Here is a 20,010-nt window from a genome sequence, read left to right as displayed (position 1 = left end):
AAATGAAAAGCAAAATACTTGCTCTTTCAAAAAACGAAGAATTCAAAAATCTACTAAAGCAAAAAAAAATTTCTAACAAATACGTTACAATTTTTTTTGGTAATCTAACCAACAAAGATAACAATAAACTAAATATTAGTTTTGTGACCAAAAAGAAAATTGGAAATGCAGTAAAAAGAAATAAAATTAAACGTAGATTAAGAAATATTGTTAATGAAGCAGTAAAAAAAGTAACATTAAAATTTAGCTATTCATATCTTGTTATTGCTAAGTCAACTATGCTAAACAATGAGTACAAAAATATAAAAGAAACTCTATTTCAGGATTTAGAAAAAATTAAATAATGAACATTTTCACAAATATTTTAATTAAATTTATTAAAGGATATAAGTTTCTTATTAGTCCATTGCTTGGTCAATCCTGCAGATATTTACCAACTTGTTCAGAATATAGCATAGAAGCTTTAAAAGAATTTGGTCTAGCTAAAGGTAGTTTTATGAGCTTAAAAAGAATTTTGTCATGCCATCCTATGAAGTTTTTAGGAGGTGGAGATGGTTTTGATCCAGTTAAAAAAGAAATGAAAGCTAAAAAATAATGGATACTAAAAACGTTATTGCAGCTATTTCTTTGTCTGCTGCAGTTATTATTTTATATAGCTTATTTTTTGCGCCTCCCCCAATTACAAAAGAGAACTTAGCTGAAAAAAATAAAACTGAACAAAATTCAGATGCGCCTAGTTTAGATCAAAAAGAGACTGTAACTGAAATTACAAGAGAAGAGGCTTTAAACCAAGATAAAAGAATTCAATTTGAAAATCAAAATATAGTTGGTTCGATTTCTTTAAAGGGTGCTGCAATCGATGACTTAACTTTTAAAGAATATAATGTAGCTTTAAATAGTGATGAAAAAGTTACTCTTTTAACACCAAGAAATACTAAAGATGGATATTTTATAGAGAGTGGTTTTATAACTTCTGATAAAAATATTGATATTCCAAATTCTAATTCGGTTTGGTCTGTATCTGGAAATAATAAATTAACTGACCGGTCATCTGTAAAATTATCATGGACTAATGATCAAGGAATTACTTTTGAGAAAGAAATAACTTTAGATGATAAATTTCTTTTCACAATTAATCAAAGAGTAATCAATTCAACTAAAAAAAAGTTTGATTTTTACACTTATGGTCAAATTATCAGAAAAGAAATTCCAGACATTTCCAATTTTTACATTCTTCATGAAGGTTTAATAGCAACATTAGATGAAGAATTAATTGAAGAAGATTATGATGATATTCAAGAAGAAAAGTTTTCAAAAACTTCTCAAAAGGGGTGGCTTGGAATTTCAGACAAATTTTGGATAACTTCATTGATTCCACCAAGTGGTAAAGAATTCAAGACTACATTTGATTATAAAGAAAAGTTTCGTGCTAATTTTGTAGGTACAGAACCTCTAGAATTAAAAGGAAACTCGAGTATCGAAGATAAATTGCAAGTAATAGTAGCTGCTAAGAGAGTAGACGTAATTGATGGATACGCAGAGTCTCTAAATATAGATAAATTTGATTTAGCAATTGATTGGGGATTTTTGTATTTCATTACAAAACCTTTGTTCCATGGCATAGATTACTTTTTTAAATTATTAGGAAATTATGGTCTGGCAATTATAGCAATTACATTTTGTATAAGACTAGCATTCTTTCCACTTGCAAACTTTTCATTTAAAAGTATGGCAAAAATGAAGGCTCTACAGCCTGAAATGGCTAGACTTAAAGATCTTCATAAAGAAGATAAAATGAAATTACAGCAAGAAATGATGGCTCTTTATAAAAAAGAGAAAGTTAATCCCATGTCTGGATGTTTGCCTATACTAGTTCAAATTCCAGTATTTTTTGCATTATACAAAGTACTGTTTGTAACAATTGAAATGAGACAAATGCCCTTTTTTGGATGGATACAAGATTTATCAGAGAGAGACCCTACATCACTCTTCAATTTATTTGGTTTATTTCCTTATGATGTTCCTTCATTTTTAATGATCGGTGCTTGGCCTATTGCAATGGGTGTATCAATGTTTATTCAGCAAAAACTTAATCCCGCTCCAACAGATCCTATGCAGGCAAAAATATTTATGTTCTTTCCACTTTTCCTAACAGTAATACTGGCACCATTTCCCGCAGGATTAGTAATTTACTGGACAGTTAATAATATTTTAACAATGGCTCAACAAGTGTTCATTATGAAAAGAACTACCATTAAAACAACCACTTAATGTTGGAAGTCAAAGAAGAAGAGTTAAAAAAGATACTACCATTTGATGGTCCCTCAATTAATGAAGTAAAAAAATATTTAGAAAAATATAATGACGAATATATCGTTATTAAATGTGGTGGAAGTGTCCTAGTTGATCAGAATTTATTTAATATTTTTATAAAAGATATTACCACACTAAATAAGTTGGGGTTTATTCCTATCGTTGTGCATGGTGGAGGTAAAAGAATAAGTAGCAAATTAAATGAATTAGGAATTAATAGTGAATTTATTAAAGGACTTCGGGTTACAGGAAAAGAAACAATTGAAGTAGTCGAGAAAGTTTTAATAGAATTTAATCAAGAGATAGTTGAAGCTTTAAAAAAACAATCTTGTAATAGTGAAACAATTAACTCTAAAAATAATAATATCATTAATGTAATTAGAGAAAATGATGAATTAGGATTTGTTGGAACGCCCACTAAAATTGACAAAACTATTATAGATAAAATTGTTAATGATAAAAAGATTCCAGTAATTGCACCTTTAGGTTTAGATGAAAGTAATCAAACTTATAATATCAATGCAGATACTGCAGCTGGCTCCATTGCAAAGAAAATTGAAGCAAGAAGATTAATCATTATGAGTGATGTTGAGGGTGTTTTAGATGATAGTCAAAAACTAATTCCTGAAATTAATTCAATTTCAATTAAAGATTTAATTGATAATGAAACAATTACTGGAGGTATGATTCCTAAAATTAACAATTGTTTAGATGTTGTAAGTAATGGGGTAAAAGGTGTTGTAATAATTGATGGCCGAAAAAACCATTCTATTCTTTTTGAACTATTATCTGATAAAGGATCGGGAACACTGATAAGACAATGAAAGATTTAGTTAATATAAAATACTGGATATTTGATCTTGATAACACTCTTTATAGTGGTCAAACTCAGGTTTTTTCTGAAGTTGATAAAAAAATGTCTTCATTTATCTCTGAAAAATTTAATGTTGATCTTGTAAAAGCAAAAGAAATTCAAAAAAAATACTTTTATGAGTATGGGACAACACTCTCGGGTCTAATGAACCATGATAATATCAATCCACAAGAATTTTTAGAATTTGTTCACGATATTGATATTAGTTGGCTGCCAAAAGATGAAGTTTTAAGAGAAGAGCTTATTAAGATAGAAGAAAAAAAGATTATTTTTACTAACGGTTCTCATGCTCATGTTGAAAATGTCACAAAACAACTTGGTATTGATGGCTTATTTGATGGAGCTTTTGATATAACTGATGCAAATTATGTTCCAAAACCTCACTTAGATCCATATCAAAAATTAATTAAAAAGTTTGATTTAGATCCAAAACAATCGATTTTAATCGAGGATATCGCTCACAATTTAGAGCAGGCTAAGAATTTAGGAATGAAAACATGTTGGTTAGAAAATGAAGAAGCCTTTGCCAAAAAAGACTCGGACAAACCATATATAGATTACAAGATTAAGAACTTGCCTTCTTTTCTTCAAGAAATTAATATATTAAAAAACAATTAAATTAACTATCTAAAAAAAATATGAGCGATATAGAAAAAATAATAAATGAAGCATGGGAAAATAGAGATAATGTAAACCAAGACTCTGAGCAAAGTTTAAAAGATACAATCAATCAAATGATTGCTGATCTAGATAGTGGTAAAGTTAGAGTTGCTGAAAAAATTAATGGTGAATGGGTTACTCATCAACATATTAAAAAAGCTATAATTCTAAGCTTTAGAATTTACCCAATGGAAAATTTAAATGGTCCCTACAGTAGTTGGTATGACAAAGCACATTTGTTAAAGGGTAAAACAGCTGGTTGGACAAAAGAAGATCATGAAAAAGCTGGATTTAGAATGGTACCAAACTCTCCTGTTAGAAAAGGATCATTTGTTGGAAAAAATGCAGTGCTAATGCCATGCTATGTGAATATTGGAGCTTATATCGATGAAGGTACTATGATGGATACATTTAGTCGAGCTGGTAGCTGTTGCCAAATAGGAAAAAATTGTCATATCTCAGCAGGAAGTGGAATTGGTGGAGTATTAGAACCTGCTCAAGCATTACCAACTATTATTGAAGATAATTGTTTTATTGGTGCAATGTCAGAAGTTGTTGAGGGTGTTATTGTTGGAGAAGGATCTGTTTTGAGTATGGGAATGTACATTGGACAATCTACCAAAATAGTAAATAGAAAAACTGGAGAAGTAACTTATGGAAAAATTCCTCCTTACTCTGTAGTTGTACCTGGATCATTACCTGATAAAAATAATGCCTCTGCCCCATCACTATATTGTGCAGTTATAATTAAACAAGTTGATGAAAAAACAAGATCTAAAACTTCTGTCAACGATCTTTTAAGAGAATAGATTTATTATGCCTTCTATAAATGAACTTCAATTAGCTAAGGAGCTAATTAAATTTCCATCTGTGACGCCTATTGATGCTGGAATAATGAAGTTCTTAGAAAAAAAACTTAAAACACTAGGGTTCAAAACTAAAATTTTAGAGTTTAAAGAGAAGAATAGCAAACCAGTAAAAAATCTTTACGCAAAACTTGGTAAACAAAGTCCAAATTTCTGTTATGCAGGTCATCTAGATGTTGTGCCAGCAGGAAATTTAAAAGAATGGACAGTAAACCCATTTAAACCCTCTGTTAAAAAAGGACATCTAATTGGAAGAGGTGCTAATGATATGAAAAGTTCGATCGCAGCATTTGTTTCTGCGGTGAGTAATTTTGTTAGGAATAATAGAAAATTTAATGGCTCTATTAGTCTTTTAATTACAGGAGATGAAGAAGGAGTGGCAATCAATGGAACTAAAAAAGTAGTCGATTACTTGAGAAAGAAAAAAGAAAAAATAAATTTTTGCTTAGTAGGTGAGCCTACAAATCCTAATAAATTAGGTGAAATGATTAAAATAGGACGAAGAGGAAGCATGAATGGTAGACTTTCAATTATGGGTGTTCAGGGTCATGTGGCTTATCCTCAAAGAGCAAATAATCCATCAACTGCACTTGTACAAATTTTAAATGAACTAAAAAAAATTAAATTTGATAATGGTACAAAGAATTTTCAACCAACAAATCTTGAGATTACTAAGATAAATATAGATAATTCTGCAGATAACGTAATACCAGGGTTGGCTAGTGCTAAATTTAATATTAGATTTAATAACAAGCACACTTCAAGTTCTATAAAAAAGAAAATTGATAGTATTATAAAAAAAATAAGTAACAAAAATAAATCAAGATACAAAATTGATTATAGTGTTTCTGGAGAAGCATTTCTTACAAAACCAAATAATACAACTTTTATGATAAGAGATATCATTAAAAAAATTACAAAAATTAAACCTCAGCTCTCAACAACTGGGGGTACCTCTGATGCAAGATTTATTAGAAAAATAGCTCCCTGTTTAGAATTTGGTTTAGTTGGTAAAACAATGCACAAAGTAGATGAGGCTGTTTCGTTGTCTGATTTAAAAAAACTTACATTGATTTATTCAAATATTTTACAAAATTATTTTAAGTGAAAACTGGTTTAGTTACCTCTGATACTTATCAAAATCACAATACAGGCGAAGGACATCCAGAAAAAATTGATAGAGTTACAGCTGTTATTGATAACTTTAAGAAAATTAATAACAAAGAATTGATTTGGAAAAAACCAACTAAATTTGATCAATCTTTTTTAATTAATACACATTCTTCCAAATATATAGATTTAGTAGGTAAATCATTTCCAACAAATGGTTTAGCTTTTCTTGATGGAGACACAGTTGTTTCACCTGGAAGCAAAGAAGCAACAAAAGATGCTGTAGGATCCATAATTACAGCCATTGATGGTGTTCAGCAGAAAGAATTTAAAAATGCATTTTGTGCAGTAAGACCTCCAGGACATCATGCAGAAAAAAATAAGGCAATGGGATTTTGTATATATAACAATGTTGCTGTTGGAGCTAATTATCTAATAGAAAAATATAAGTATAATAAAATTGCTATTATTGATTTTGATGTTCATCATGGAAATGGAACACAAGACATTTTCTACAATAATGAAAAAGTGCTGTATGTTTCAACTCATCAATACCCCTACTATCCTGGATCAGGTTCAGAACAAGAAAAAGGTAAGTTTAATAATATTCTTAATATTCCACTTGAAGCTGGCACCACTGCTGAAGCATATCTAAATGCATACGAGAATGTTTTAAAAAAATTAAAAGAATTTAAACCTGAATTTTTATTGTTTTCTGCAGGTTTTGACGCACATATTGATGATCCTTTAGCACAACTAAGGTTGAACTCAGAAGATTTTTATCAATTAACAAAAAGAACATTGGAACTTTCCAAATCATTTTGTAATGGGAATGTTGTTTCTATTCTTGAAGGTGGATATGATCTTAAAGCACTTCAAGACAGTACTAAACGTCATGTAGATGCTCTTATAGAATTTGATTGATAATTCTAAATAACCCTCTAAATAAAAACTTTATGAAATTGTATAAAATTAATAAATCTGTAATTGATAAAAAAGGTAGAGGACTTTACGCTACAAGAGACATCAAAGAAGGAACCAAAATAATTGATTATGTTGGAAAATTAATTACTAAAAAACAAACCGAAGAGTCTGATAAATATGATAATGGAAAACCAATTTATTTATTTACTATAAACAAAAGATATGATCTTGACGGAGATTTTGCTTGGAATACAGCGGGTCTTATTAATCACTCTTGCAATAATAATTGTGATTATGATGGTAAGGGACTTAAAATTTGGGTTAAAGCCATCAAAGATATTAAAAAAGGTGAAGAATTTACTTGTGATTATGGATTTGGTTATGATGAAAATTACAAACAATTTCCTTGCAAATGTAAATCAAAAAATTGCTGTGGTTATATTGTAAGAGCAGAGTCTAGATGGCGAATAAATAAAAAATTTTCAATGAGTAACAAAAAAAAACTAATAAATAACTCTCGCTAGAAAAAGTCCCTCAGGTGGTGCGGGTGGTGCACACAATATTCTTTTTTTTGACCTAAAAGCTTTGTTAAAAGTCTTTAAATCCCATTTTTTTTCACCTAAGTATTTCAAACAACCAACCATAGACCTAACCTGTTGTTGCAAAAAGGATTGTGAATTAAATTCAATTTCTATTTTATTTTTTGATGATTTAACTTTTACTGATTTGATTGTTTTAATTGGACTTTTTGCATGACAGCTAGAGGACCTGAAAGTAGAATAATCATGAGTTCCTACTAATTTCTTTGCACCTTTTTTAATCAAATCTAAATCCAATGGCTTTCTTACATGCCAGCCTCTTTTTTTTTCAATTACTGGAGCACTTATCTGGTTAAAAATTATGTATTTGTAAATCCTTTGTTTTGCAGAAAATCTTGAGTGAAATTTATTACTTCTTTTCCTTATTTTTTTTATTGAAACACCTTGATCGTTTAAAAAATGATTAATTGATTTTAAAAACTTTGTTAAATCTGCAATCTTATTTTTACAATCAAAGTGACCAGACTGTTCAATTGCATGAACGCCTGTATCTGTTCTACCAGATCCATTTAAGATTATTTTTTCTTTAAGAAGCTTTGTCAATTTTTGCTGTATAAGACCTTGAATAGTTGATCCTTTTTTTTGAATTTGCCAACCTCTAAAATCTGTACCCACATATTCAATAAGCAGTTGATACCTAGCCATTTAGATAACTGCACCTTGTTTTATTTGAGATCCAAGCATGAATTCACCAATATTTTGAGGCTTTTTTCCTTGTCTTTGGATTTCTTTGATTTTTATTGTTTGTTTATCACCGCAAACAACCTCTAAATAATTTGAAACAACCTCGCCTGGTTTTCCAATCCCATTACCAATTTCTGCTTTTAGAATTTTGTATCTTTCGCCCTTGTATATAAAAAAAGCACCAGGTGTGGGATACAAACCATTTATTTTTCCAATGATAATTTTTGAATTATCTTTCCAATTGATTTCTCCTTCGGCTTTTTGAATTTTAGATGCATATGTTGCTTTTGAATGATCTTGATTAATAAATTTAGCTTTATCATCCAATATATTGTCAATATTATCTAATATTTTTTCTGCAGCTATTAAAGATAATTTATCAGCTATATCACTTGCATTTAAATTATTTTCTAAATTTATTTTGTAAGTGTTACACACTGGACCTGTGTCAAGCTGTTCAGCTATTTTCATAATACTAACCCCTGTTTCTTTATCTAAATTCATTATAGATCTTTGTATAGGTGCTGCCCCTCTCCACTTGGGTAGAAGAGATGCATGAATGTTAATAAATCCTTTTTTAGTTAAACTTAAAAATTCTTTTGGAATAATTTGTCCGTACGCAACAACTATTGCTAAATCAGCATTTATACTTTTAAAATATTCATACTCCTCCTTGTTATCTTTTAAATATTTTGGAGTTCTAAACTCTAAATTTAAAGTTTCTGCAATTCCTTGTATAGGTGATTTATTTATTTTTTGTCCTCTTTGTGATTTTTGAGGAGGCTGTGTGTACACGTCTGAAATTGGATAACCATTTTGATACAATGATTTTAAAATAGGCACAGCAAACATTGGTGTACCCATAAAAACTATCTTTTTTGCCATAAATTAAAGAATCGCAGTATTTGATTTTAATTTAGATAGTTTTTTTATGATCATAGATTTTTTTAATTTTGATAGATAATCAATGAATAGTATTCCCTCTAAGTGATCCATTTCATGCTGTATACATGTTGCAAGCAATCCATCAGCCAATAACATTTGTTTTTTTCCATTGTAGTCCAAATACTCTACTTTACATTTACTTGGTCTGTCTATTTCCGCAAATTGTTCTGGTACTGACAAACATCCTTCCTCATGTGTATTTTTAATTGGGTCTTTATTCACAACAACTGGATTTACAAAATATTTTGGTTCTTTTTTTTCATCCTTACTAATATCCATTACTATAATTCTTTTTGGGACACCTATTTGAATTGCTGCAAGCCCTATACCGTTAGCATCATACATAGTATCTAGCATATCATCCATAAGTTGCTGTTCTTCTTTACCTACACTTTCAACAGGTTTTGAAATCTGTCTAAGTAATTTATTAGGTTCAGTGATTATAGTTTTAACAGCCATGATGAATTATTTTATTATAATTTCTAAACTTTAAAAGGAAGAACTTTTAATAAAAGTTTATTCCTAATTAAGTCAGCATTTAATTGATTCAGCGTATTAATTATAAAATATACTGTATCATCATCTATATCTTCAATTTTTTCTGGTCCAATAACCTCTATAATTCTAAGTAGCGCTGCTCCAATTTCTTTATTATCTATCATTTTTTGGATATCTGTCGGCATCTCTGATTTGTTAATTTCATAAAGATTTTCATATTTTTTTGAGATTTCAATTCCGTCAGATTTTAATGCTTCGAGGAAAATTATATCTTTCTTTGATAAGAAATATTTTTTGTCTTTTTTTATTTTTTTTAAAAACTTATTTAGATCTTCTTCAATTTTTGATTTAGCATAATCCCCATTAAAATAATTTACTAACTTTGATTGATGTAATATTTTATTATTATATTTAATTTTTTTATTAATAATTTCATCATTTTTTATATGCTGATTATAAAAAGTAGTAAAATTAGAAGGTACATCTGTTTCATCAATTTTTTTTAAAAATTTTCCTAGCTTTAATTCAAATGCATTACCAATACCCTCAGACTCAAAAATATCTTTCAAAATTTTCATCAGTTCAAGTTTTAGTTTTGGTTCTTCTGTTAAAAGTATTCTTTGATATACTAGGGCTTTACCTTCAATAGAGGATAAGGATTTATAGGACTCTTTGGTGTTTAACAGCTGATTTATGTTAAATTGAAATCGCTTATAAAACTCAAACAACTCTTCTTCTGAATAATTTTTATCATGGGTGGCTTTTTCAATAGTAGAAATTTTATCTATATCGGTAATTTCTAAATCTTGAATTCTATATAATAAATTAGATGTTGATAAATACTTCCAAATTAATTTAGGAGTGTCTTTTTTTGGTTCAAATGAAAATTCAGGATTTGTTCTATGGGCTAAATGAAAATCTAAAATAGAATTCTCAGAGACTTCTTTATTTGCTTCATCTATGTATCCAAACAAATAATTAACTTTATTTTCAAAATATTCATCTTCAAAGCCTAATTCTTTTTTTAAATCTAAAATTAATTGAGCTTCTTCATTTTTTCCATAGTTTATTAAACAATATAGATTGAATTTTGATAAATATTCATTTTCTAAAGGTTCATTAATTTTTGAAAATATTTCACATGATTTTTTTACATTCGATTGAGACAAATAATTATCAACCATATATTTCATCAATTCTGGATGCAAATTTGTTATTTGATTTTTAATAAGATATTCTTCAATTAATTCTAGGTTAGAGTCTTTTATTAACCAATTTGTTTTAAATTTTATAAACTCTTTATCTGTAATATTTTGATTTGGATAATAAGCATTTGTTAATAATGAAATATTTAAAATTTCAGATGCATCTTTTGAAAGATTATATTTATCAATGTTTTTAAAAAGTTTTTTTAATTTTAAGCCATCAGAATTTGACCACATACTAATACTCAGACCATAATCCTGTGGATCATATAATCCAGCAATTTTAATTGTTTTTGATGTTAAGTCTTCGTCTAGTTTTATAGAGTCTTTGTTTTTATCTGTTTGTGTTTCATAGATGCTGCTTTGTGATACCTCTTCAGTTTTTTCGACTGTTATTTTTTCTTCAGATACAGTATCTACTTCTTGTTTATCTAGGTTCCAAATATCGATTGGTTTTTCCTCAGCAATTGTGGAAAAAGATAACAATAAAGAAACAATTATAATTGATAAATTTTTCTTATTTAACAATTTTAAAATTTTCATTTGGAATAATTTTTTCTATTTCTTTTTTTGGAGCTGGAAAATCAACTTTATTAATAAAAAACATAATCCCCATGATTACTGCAAGACCAATAATAGATTTGATGGTTAGACCAATAAAACTGGTTTTGCCTGAACTTGTATTTTTATTAAATTGCATATAACTTTAACTAATTTCAAATTAAGACATATTTGTGTTTTTTCAATAAAGAAACTTATGAAATCAAAAGAAAATCTTGTGTTTTTAGGTATGATGGGATCTGGGAAGAGTTCTATTGGTTTGTTAGTTGCAAAAAAATTAAAATTAGATTTCATAGATGTTGATAAAGAAATCGAAAAAGAATTAGGCCTATCGATATCAGAAATATTTGAGATAAAAGGTGAAGACTATTTTAGAAAATTTGAAGAAAAAATTACTTTAAAGATACTAAAGATTCATTCAACTGTAGTATCTCTTGGTGGAGGAGCATTTGTGAACAACGTCATTAGAAAAGAAATATTAAAAAATCATATTTCTTTTTGGTTAAACTGGGATAATAAAATATTACTTGATAGAATTAAAAATAATAAAAAAAGACCTCTTGCTTATAATTCCACAGAAAATGAATTGATTGATTTAATAAAAAAACGATCTAACATTTATTCAAAAGCTTTATATGAAATTAAATGTGATAAACTATCAAAAAATAATATTGTTAAAAATGTTATAAAAAATTATGAAACCTATTAAGTTAAAAATAAATACTAAAACTCAAAACTATTCAATTATTATTGGTTCAAATTTAATATCAAATATATCAAAAATTATAAAAGAAAATTCAATAGATTTTAAAAAATGTTTACTTGTTGTTGATAAAAATATTTCAAAACAATCAGTGTCAAAAATCAAAAAATCTTTAAATCAAAAAAAACTTTATGTTCATAATTTCAAAGCTAATGAAATTAACAAAAATTTAAACAGTGTAAATAAGATCTTAGATATTTTATTAAATAAAAATTTTTCAAGAGAGGATTGCGTAATTTCCATTGGTGGAGGAATTACAGGTGATATAAGTGGTTTTGCAGCAAGTCTATTTAAAAGAGGTTTAAAATTCATAAACATTCCAACTACCCTATTATCGCAAGTCGACTCTTCCATTGGAGGTAAAACCGGTGTTAACACAAAATATGGAAAAAATTTAATAGGAAGTTTCTATCAACCAAATTTAGTTATATCTGATATTCAATTTTTAAAAACACTGCCCAAAAGAGAAGTGATTTGTGGTTACGGCGAAATTTTAAAACATTCTTTGATTGCTAATAAAAAATTTTTTAATTTTTTAGATAAAAATAGTGATAAAATTTTAAAACTTTCATCTCCATCCATTGAAAAAGCGATCTATGAAAGCTGTAATATTAAAAAAAGTGTTGTCGAAAAAGATGAAAAAGAGAAAAATCTTAGAAAAATTTTAAATTTTGGTCATACTTTTGCACATGCTTACGAAGCTTCTTTAGGTTATTCAAAAAAACTCAATCATGGCGAAGCTGTAATACTTGGTATGAAAAGTGCGTTGAGTTTTAGTCTAAAGAATAATTTGCTTAAAAAAAATGACTATAATTTGATCATAAATCATATTTCTAGAGCAAATTTACCGTCCAAAATGAAAAATTTTTTTAAAATTAAAGATTTAAATAAAATATTATCTTTCATGATTAAAGATAAAAAAAATAACTCAGATAAAATTAATTTAGTTTTATTAAAAAGAATTGGATTACCCATTATAAACAAAACATATAAAAAATATAGTTTGAGTGTATTTCTAAAAAATGAGTTAAGAAATTAATATTTGTATTGAATGAATATTCTCTTTTAATTCTTTATCTAAAATTTTATAGATTTTCTTATTACTTTCGATTTTACTCAAAATCTTTAATTCACTTGAATTTAAAATAATTTTTAGATGAAATTTGCCCTCTTGATTGCCGATATGATTTTTATGAAGAAATGATTTGTCCTCAATTTTTATACTTTCAAAATCAATTTGGTCAGTAAGTTTTTTTTTTACAATTGTAATTAACTCGTTTATATCCATAAATTGAAACTATTATACATCATGAAAAATATTTGCGACTGGAATAATTGTAACGAAATTGGTGATTACAGAGCACCAGTAGAAAAAGATAATAGCAAAAAGTATAGAATGCTATGCTTAGAGCATGTGAAAGAGTTCAATAAAAATTGGAATTATTTTTCAGGTATGAATGATGACCAGGTTTTAAATTTTTTAAAGTCAGATATGATTTGGCATAAACCAACCCAAAGTTTTAGTTCTTCAGATAATTTCTTTAAAGTTCTTTGGAACAATACTTTGAGAGACGAGCTAGATAAAGATAAGATTAATGGTGAGTACGATCATATGCGTCAATTTAAATTTAATCACAAAGATATCAAAGCCTTCGGTATATTAGGAGTTTCTGTAGGACTGAAATGGAAAAAGGTGCAGGATAAGTTCAAATTGCTTGTCAAAAAATATCACCCAGATATAAATGCTGGTAACAAAAAATATGAGGAAAAACTTAAATTAATTACTTTAGCTTATACACAGCTTAAAAATACATATAGAGAAAAAATTGACACCAAATCTAAATATTCAACCTGATATAAAAGTTTCATTAAAACAAACCTTTGGTATTGATTCCGAAATGGAAGTGGAAGCTTTTTCAAAAAAAAATGAATATGTTCCTGAAATAGATAAAAGTTATAAATTTGATAGAGATACTACGATGGCAATAATCTCTGGTTTTGCCTACAATAAAAGAGTGCTGGTTCAAGGATACCACGGTACTGGAAAATCAACTCATATTGAACAAATTGCAGCAAGATTAAACTGGCCATGTATTCGAGTAAATCTAGATAGCCATGTAAGTAGAATAGACTTAATAGGAAAAGATGCAATTGTACTTAAGGATGGGAAACAGGTTACTCAATTTAATGAAGGTATTTTGCCCTGGTCAATACAAAATCCAGTAGCACTTGTTTTTGATGAGTATGATGCTGGAAGACCTGACGTAATGTTTGTAATCCAAAGAGTTTTGGAAGCTGAAGGTAATTTTACTCTTCTTGATAAAAATAAAGTTATTAAACAAAATAAATTTTTTAGATTATTTGCAACATCAAATACTGTTGGCCTAGGAGATACAACGGGCCTTTATCATGGAACCCAACAAATAAATCAGGGGCAGATGGATAGATGGAATATTGTTACTACTCTAAACTACCTAGGTCTTGAAAGAGAGCTAGATATAGTTCTGGCAAAAAATAAGAACCTTAATAACGCCAAGGGTAAAGAAAAAGTTGCCAATATGATAAAAGTAGCCTCATTAACCAGAAAAGGATTTATTGCAGGTGATATATCAACAGTAATGAGCCCTAGAACAGTTTTACATTGGGCAGAAAATTCAGAAATTTTTAAAGATACAGGGTACGCTTTTAGAGTAACTTTTTTAAACAAGTGTGATGAAATTGAAAAAAATACTATCGCAGAATATTATCAAAGATGCTTTGGAGAAGAGCTTCCAGAGTCGTTGATGAATATTCAGATTTAAATGAACGATAAGATAGATAATTTAAAAGAAAAATTTAGACTAGCCTTAACTTCAACAGCAAAAGTAATTTCTGATGATTTTGATTTAATCAACAAATCATCTGAAAATGAAAAGAAACAAAATTTACAATCTGTTGAAATTGATAATTTAACAAAACCAAGTGACTTCATTAAATTGAGAGCAGAAACAGATTCTTCTGCTTTAAAAAAAAAATTTTCTAATGAATTCATTTATAAAAAAAACCTTCCTACTAACACTTCATCAAGATCACTCTATAGTATAGCTGAAAAAATAAGATATGAGGCTCTAGGCGGTAAAATGCTTAAAGGTATTGAAAAAAATTTTCAACAAAATTACTCACATATAATAAATACAAAAAGGAAGGATCAATTAAAAACAAAAGAAGATGTTCCTGTAACTGAAGCATTTGAGCTATATATGCTTAAAAATTTTCATCAAATAAAATTAAACCCTTTAACAACAAAAATGTTAAATTTTTGGGAAAAAGACTTTGAACAATCGATAGAAAAACATAAAAAATTTTTGCAAGAAAATCTAGAAAATCAAGACAACTATGGATCAAGATTCTCCCAAATTTTAGAAGAGATGGATATTTTTCAAAGTGAAGAAGACGAAGAAAAGAAAGAAGATAATCAAGATCAAGGACAAGACAATCCATCAAATGATGACCAAGATAAAGATCAAGAAGATAATAAAGATGAAAATAATGATCAAGAAACTCAAGCCACTTTAGACGCTGACTATAATGTAGATGAATTTAATCTTGATGAACAACTTTCAGATACTGAGTCTGATGAACAGAGCTCAGAACAAATTGTTCAAAAAAATCTTGATAATATCAATTTAGATTATAAAATTTTTACAACTCAATATGATGAAGTAACAAAAGCTGAAAATTTAGAAAATGCAGAAGAAGCAGCAAAACTTCGAAGAACACTAGACCAACAATTAGTTGGTTTTCAAGATGTAATAACAAAGCTTGCAAATAAACTACAGAGACAATTGCTTGCAAAACAGAATAGAGCATGGAATTTTGATTTAGAAGAGGGACTACTTGATAGTTCAAAATTGCCAAGAATTATTATGGACCCCTATAACTCATTATCGTTTAAAAAAGAAAAAGACTTGGATTTTAAAGACACAATCGTAACTTTGTTAATAGATAATTCTGGATCAATGAGAGGAAGACCCATTACAATAGCTGCAATATGTGCAGATATATTATCTAGAACTTTAGAAAGATGTTCTGTTAAAGTTGAAATATTAGGGTTTACAACAAAAAACTGGAAAGGTGGCCAAAGCAGAGAACTTTGGAATAAGAACTCTAAACCCAAAACCCCTGGTAGATTAAATGATTTAAGACATATAATTTATAAAGGTGCAGATACCCACTGGAGACAAGCTAAAAATAATCTAGGCCTAATGCTAAAAGAAGGTTTATTAAAAGAAAATATTGATGGAGAGGCTATTTCGTGGGCTTACAATAGGATTAAAAAAAGAAAAGAAGAAAGAAAAATTATGATGGTAATTTCTGATGGTGCACCAGTAGACGACTCTACACTTTCAGTAAATTCAGGTGATTTTTTAGAAAAACATCTTAAAAAAATGGTAAAATTTATTGAAAACAAAACTGAAATTGAGGTACTAGCGATTGGCATTGGTCATGATGTTTCAAGATATTATGATAAAGCAATAAAAATTACCGATGTAAATGAATTAGGAGATGTTATGGTATCCCAGTTAAGCACTTTGTTTGAAACTAAAAAAAAATTTCACTAAAGATTAAATAAATCTTTATTATTCCATTTAATAATAACCTCTGCTCCACTTCTTGTTTGGGAGTTTCTACAATTAATTGAAGCAAAATTTTTTTCTAAAAGCGTTTTACCAATAAATAATCCTAATCCTAATCCTGTTTTTGACTTATCAATTGTGTCTTTTGATCTTAAATATGGTTCTCCAATTTTTGACAAGACATCCTTTGGATATCCATTTCCATCATCTTCAATTATAATTTCTGTAATTTCACTGTCACTTTTTAAATTTATATAGATTGTTTCTTTAGAAAATTTATTAGCATTTCCAATAAAATTTCTTAAACCATAAACGATTTCTATTGATTTTGTTATCTTTTTTATATTTGAAAATTGATCATAATTGAAAATAAAATTTTTTTTACTTATCTGCCTGAATGACAAAATAATTTCACCCAAGTAATCTCTCATTGTAAGATCTTTATCAATAAAATTATCTTCCTCTACTGGATTTAAAGTTAAGCGTTTTAAAATATCATTACATCTTTCTACTTGGCTGGATAATAATTCTATATCCTTTTTAACATCTTCTTGTTCTTTGAATTGTTTCTCTAGATCATGAGCAATAATCTTAATTGTGGACAAAGGTGTTCCAAGTGAATGAGCTGCAGCTGCAGCTTGTCCTCCTAATGACAAAAGTTCATGTTCAGTAGCCATAACTTCTTCCATTTTTGCCAACGCTTCTCTTCTTAATCTAGATTGTGTTCCAAACGACATCGCTAAATAATTTAAAAAAATTAAAGCTATTATTAACGCAATTGGAATTGAGTAAAAATAATACGGACTTACATGAAAGTGATTACTCATGGGAGAGGGCAAATCTAATGAATAAAATGTAAGTATAAAGATTATAATTATTGATAGAAATACTAATAGAAAATTAGTTTTGAAACTTAGATTTGATGATGAAAAAACACTTGGAATTAATAAAAAAATAACAAACGGATTGGTGACACCCCCTGTTAGATAGAGTAAAGCTCCTAATTGTAATATATCTATTACTAAAAAAATAAAAGCTGATCTATCTGATAATTGTGTTTTTTTATAAATAAATATTAAAAATAAATTACTTAAAATACCTAAGAATATAACCAGATTAGAAATTATAAAATCAAACTTAAAATTTAAGAAAAAATATACAAAGTTAATTGATACTAGTTGCCCAATAATACCAATCCATCTAAGGCTTATATAAGTTGATTTTTTAAAGAAGTGATATTTTGAAGTTTCAAAGAACTTCATTATTAGATATCAAGATTTTGCACATTAATTGCATTAGAAATTATAAAATCTTTTCTCAAAGCAACATCATTTCCCATTAAAGTGTGTATCAGACTCTGATCCTTCTTAAGATCTTTTGAATACTGCACTTGTAATAGATTTCTTGTTTCAGGGTCGAGCGTTGTGCTCCACAACTCTTCTGGATTCATTTCACCCAGTCCTTTAAATCTTTGTATGTTCATTTTTGATTTTTCTAAATCTAATTCTTTAATAAATTCTTTAGATCCTTTTTTAATTTTTTTTAATTCTTTATTATTATTAACAATATAATCCTCTAATTCTTTTTCATCTTTAATATAAATTCCTTTTGATCCTTTATTTATTTTAAATAATGGTGGTTGAGCTAAATACACGTGCCCATTTTCAATCAATTTATTAAATGGTTTGTTATTGAAAAAAGTCAATAAAAGAGCTCTAATATGAGATCCATCTACGTCTGCATCGGTCATAATAATAATCTTTCCATATCTAAGATCTTTTAAGTCTATTTCTTGTACTTTTGGATCTAAGCCTAATGCATTAATTAATGTAACAATTTCATTAGATGAAATCATTTTTGATAAAGCCTTTGTTCTTTGCTGCTCTGAACCATCACCATTACCATTCTTTTTAGAAGCTAAATCTTCTACATAAGTATTTAAAATTTTACCTCTTAAAGGCAAAACAGCTTGATTAGACCTGTTTCTACCTTGTTTTGCAGAACCTCCCGCTGAATCACCCTCTACAATAAACAATTCTGTGCCATCTTGTTTTCCAATTTGACAATCAGCTAATTTTCCAGGAAGACCACTTAATTCTAGAGCACCTTTTCTTCTTACATTCTCTCTAGCTTTTCTAGCCACATCTCTCGCCATTGCTGCTTGAATAACTTTTGCTAAAATTATTTTAGCGATCGAAGGATTTTGATCAAACCATATAGATAATTTTTCATTTACAACAGTTTCTACAATCATTCTAACCTCTGATGAAACTAGCTTATCTTTTGTCTGAGAAGAAAATTTTGGATCAGGAATTTTTGTAGATAACACACAAGTAAGACCTTCTTTAATGTCATCTCCTGAAATTGCTAATTTATTTTTTTTAAGTAGATTATTTTCATTCGCATATTTATTAACAACTCTTGTTAATGCGCTTCTAAAACCTAACAAATGTGTTCCACCGTCTTTTTGATAAATATTATTAGTGTAAGGAAAAATATCTTCAGCATAACTTGCATTCCACTTCAAAGAACACTCAAGTTCAATATTGTCTTTTTTTCCCTCAATATAAATTGGTTTTTTAAATAAATCATTTCCATTTTTATTTTGTAGTTTTTCTCTTTTTTCATCTAGAAAATCTACAAATTCAAGTACACCACCATCAAATTTAAATTGGGATACTTTTTCTTTTTTTAAACTAGCATCTGTAAAAATTATTTTAATACCCTTGTTTAAGAAAGCTAACTCTCTCATACGCTTTATAAGAATATTCGCACTAAATTTTATAGAGGAAAAAATTTCTTTTGAGGGTAAAAATGTAATTTGAGTTCCAGTTTCTTTAGAATTTCCTGTGACTTTTAAAGGAGCTTTGGCTTCACCATTTTTAAATTCTATAAAATGTTTTTTTCCATCTCTACTTATTTCTAATTGTAATGTTTCAGACAATGCATTTACAACAGAAACTCCAACACCATGAAGTCCACCTGAAACTTTGTAAGAATCATGATCAAATTTACCGCCAGCATGAAGTTGTGTCATAATAACTTCTGCTGCTGATTTTTTTTCTCCCTTGTGCATATCAACAGGAATTCCTCTACCATCATCATTAACAGTGATAGTTCCATCAGAATTTATTCTTACATTAATATTTTTACAATGACCTGCTAAAGCTTCATCTATAGAGTTGTCAACGACCTCATAAACCATATGATGCAAACCAGTTCCATCATCCGTGTCCCCAATATACATTCCTGGTCTTTTTCTGACCGCCTCAAGCCCTTTTAAAACCTTAATTGAGTCTGCTTGATATGTATTTTTATTTGTCATTTTTTAATTTAGGAAAGAATAAATTATAACATTTTTTAAAAAAAATGCTGATTTATCTTTACTTAAA

General features: G+C 28.1%; 22 protein-coding genes. 14 read left to right on the top strand and 8 right to left on the bottom strand.

The genetic code is table 11. The features are described from left to right. Positions 1–2 precede the first annotated feature (2 nt). From rnpA to ACIJYG_RS00275, 9 genes are read left to right on the top strand one after another with little or no spacing between them, the layout of a single operon-like run. The gene (rnpA, locus tag ACIJYG_RS00315) at positions 3–344 is read left to right on the top strand and encodes a ribonuclease P protein component (RefSeq protein ID WP_435097123.1); all 342 of its coding nucleotides are present in this window, start codon (positions 3–5) and stop codon (positions 342–344) included. Beyond that, positions 344–595, top strand: a complete 252-nt coding sequence (gene yidD, locus ACIJYG_RS00310) for a membrane protein insertion efficiency factor YidD (RefSeq protein WP_435097120.1) — start codon at positions 344–346, stop codon at positions 593–595. Before rnpA ends, yidD begins: the two co-directional genes overlap by 1 nt. Next, on the top strand, positions 595–2,271 hold the full coding sequence (gene yidC, locus ACIJYG_RS00305; protein ID WP_435097117.1) for a membrane protein insertase YidC: 1,677 nt from the start codon (positions 595–597) through the stop codon (positions 2,269–2,271). Before yidD ends, yidC begins: the two co-directional genes overlap by 1 nt. Continuing rightward, complete coding sequence (gene argB / locus ACIJYG_RS00300; RefSeq protein ID WP_435097115.1) at positions 2,271–3,137, top strand: acetylglutamate kinase; 867 nt, start codon at positions 2,271–2,273, stop codon at positions 3,135–3,137. Before yidC ends, argB begins: the two co-directional genes overlap by 1 nt. Beyond that, positions 3,134–3,805 (top strand): pyrimidine 5'-nucleotidase, encoded by a 672-nt coding sequence (locus ACIJYG_RS00295; protein WP_435088504.1) that lies wholly within the window; start codon positions 3,134–3,136, stop codon positions 3,803–3,805. The genes argB and ACIJYG_RS00295 overlap by 4 nt, the downstream gene beginning before the upstream one ends. A 20-nt stretch (positions 3,806–3,825) precedes the next feature. Next, entirely contained in the window at positions 3,826–4,656 is an 831-nt protein-coding gene (gene dapD, locus ACIJYG_RS00290) for a 2,3,4,5-tetrahydropyridine-2,6-dicarboxylate N-succinyltransferase (RefSeq protein WP_435097112.1), read from the top strand. Positions 4,657–4,663: 7 nt separating this feature from the next. Next, the gene (gene dapE / locus ACIJYG_RS00285) at positions 4,664–5,821 is read left to right on the top strand and encodes a succinyl-diaminopimelate desuccinylase (protein WP_435097109.1); all 1,158 of its coding nucleotides are present in this window, start codon (positions 4,664–4,666) and stop codon (positions 5,819–5,821) included. After that, a complete protein-coding gene (locus ACIJYG_RS00280) occupies positions 5,818–6,747 on the top strand; it encodes a histone deacetylase family protein (protein WP_435097106.1) in 930 nt (309 codons plus the stop codon). Before dapE ends, ACIJYG_RS00280 begins: the two co-directional genes overlap by 4 nt. A gap of 32 nt (positions 6,748–6,779) precedes the next feature. Next, complete coding sequence (locus ACIJYG_RS00275; protein ID WP_435097103.1) at positions 6,780–7,271, top strand: SET domain-containing protein; 492 nt, start codon at positions 6,780–6,782, stop codon at positions 7,269–7,271. Here the strand turns inward: ACIJYG_RS00275 and truA are convergent. Genes truA through ACIJYG_RS00250 form a run of 5 tightly spaced genes read right to left on the bottom strand, consistent with a single transcriptional unit; the run spans position 7,251 to position 11,378 of the window. Next, entirely contained in the window at positions 7,251–7,991 is a 741-nt protein-coding gene (truA, locus tag ACIJYG_RS00270; RefSeq protein WP_435088499.1) for a tRNA pseudouridine(38-40) synthase TruA, read from the bottom strand. The genes ACIJYG_RS00275 and truA overlap by 21 nt on opposite strands. Then, positions 7,992–8,915 carry a methionyl-tRNA formyltransferase gene (gene fmt / locus ACIJYG_RS00265; RefSeq protein WP_435097100.1) on the bottom strand — a complete coding sequence of 308 codons (924 nt, stop codon included), beginning with the start codon at positions 8,913–8,915 and terminating at the stop codon, positions 7,992–7,994. Between the two features lie 3 nt (positions 8,916–8,918). Then, positions 8,919–9,434, bottom strand: a complete 516-nt coding sequence (gene def / locus ACIJYG_RS00260) for a peptide deformylase (RefSeq protein ID WP_435088497.1) — start codon at positions 9,432–9,434, stop codon at positions 8,919–8,921. A gap of 23 nt (positions 9,435–9,457) precedes the next feature. Continuing rightward, a complete protein-coding gene (locus ACIJYG_RS00255; protein ID WP_435097079.1) occupies positions 9,458–11,221 on the bottom strand; it encodes a hypothetical protein in 1,764 nt (587 codons plus the stop codon). Continuing rightward, positions 11,196–11,378, bottom strand: coding sequence for a hypothetical protein (locus ACIJYG_RS00250; RefSeq protein WP_435097076.1), 183 nt, complete (start codon positions 11,376–11,378; stop codon positions 11,196–11,198). Before ACIJYG_RS00250 ends, ACIJYG_RS00255 begins: the two co-directional genes overlap by 26 nt. Before the next feature lie 57 nt (positions 11,379–11,435). On the opposite strand from ACIJYG_RS00250, the gene ACIJYG_RS00245 reads away from it, so the two are divergent. Beyond that, on the top strand, positions 11,436–11,948 hold the full coding sequence (locus tag ACIJYG_RS00245) for a shikimate kinase (RefSeq protein ID WP_435097073.1): 513 nt from the start codon (positions 11,436–11,438) through the stop codon (positions 11,946–11,948). Then, the gene (aroB, locus tag ACIJYG_RS00240; protein ID WP_435097070.1) at positions 11,935–13,041 is read left to right on the top strand and encodes a 3-dehydroquinate synthase; all 1,107 of its coding nucleotides are present in this window, start codon (positions 11,935–11,937) and stop codon (positions 13,039–13,041) included. Before ACIJYG_RS00245 ends, aroB begins: the two co-directional genes overlap by 14 nt. Here aroB and ACIJYG_RS00235 read toward each other — a convergent pair. Continuing rightward, the gene (locus ACIJYG_RS00235) at positions 13,030–13,290 is read right to left on the bottom strand and encodes a BolA/IbaG family iron-sulfur metabolism protein (RefSeq protein ID WP_435088492.1); all 261 of its coding nucleotides are present in this window, start codon (positions 13,288–13,290) and stop codon (positions 13,030–13,032) included. The genes aroB and ACIJYG_RS00235 overlap by 12 nt on opposite strands. 21 nt (positions 13,291–13,311) lie before the next feature. On the opposite strand from ACIJYG_RS00235, the gene ACIJYG_RS00230 reads away from it, so the two are divergent. Genes ACIJYG_RS00230 through ACIJYG_RS00220 form a run of 3 tightly spaced genes read left to right on the top strand, consistent with a single transcriptional unit; the run spans position 13,312 to position 16,603 of the window. After that, a complete protein-coding gene (locus tag ACIJYG_RS00230; RefSeq protein ID WP_435097067.1) occupies positions 13,312–13,857 on the top strand; it encodes a J domain-containing protein in 546 nt (181 codons plus the stop codon). Continuing rightward, positions 13,829–14,803 carry a cobaltochelatase subunit CobS gene (cobS, locus tag ACIJYG_RS00225; protein WP_435097064.1) on the top strand — a complete coding sequence of 325 codons (975 nt, stop codon included), beginning with the start codon at positions 13,829–13,831 and terminating at the stop codon, positions 14,801–14,803. Before ACIJYG_RS00230 ends, cobS begins: the two co-directional genes overlap by 29 nt. Further along, positions 14,804–16,603, top strand: a complete 1,800-nt coding sequence (locus ACIJYG_RS00220) for a cobaltochelatase CobT-related protein (RefSeq protein WP_435097061.1) — start codon at positions 14,804–14,806, stop codon at positions 16,601–16,603. On the opposite strand, the gene ACIJYG_RS00215 is transcribed toward ACIJYG_RS00220, so the two are convergent. Together ACIJYG_RS00215 and ACIJYG_RS00210 are read right to left on the bottom strand one after the other, a co-directional pair. Next, positions 16,600–17,880: an ActS/PrrB/RegB family redox-sensitive histidine kinase gene (locus tag ACIJYG_RS00215; RefSeq protein ID WP_435097058.1), complete on the bottom strand. Its 1,281-nt coding sequence runs from the start codon at positions 17,878–17,880 to the stop codon at positions 16,600–16,602. The two genes, ACIJYG_RS00220 and ACIJYG_RS00215, sit on opposite strands and share 4 nt — an antisense overlap. Before the next feature lie 2 nt (positions 17,881–17,882). Beyond that, entirely contained in the window at positions 17,883–19,943 is a 2,061-nt protein-coding gene (locus ACIJYG_RS00210) for a DNA gyrase subunit B (RefSeq protein WP_435097055.1), read from the bottom strand. Positions 19,944–20,010: the final 67 nt, after the last annotated feature.

This window comes from Candidatus Pelagibacter bacterium nBUS_27 (assembly GCF_051200985.1).
Taxonomy (GTDB): domain Bacteria; phylum Pseudomonadota; class Alphaproteobacteria; order Pelagibacterales; family Pelagibacteraceae; genus Pelagibacter.
The sequence above is the reverse complement of the archived record's forward strand: the minus strand, read 5'-3'. Positions and strand labels throughout refer to the sequence as shown.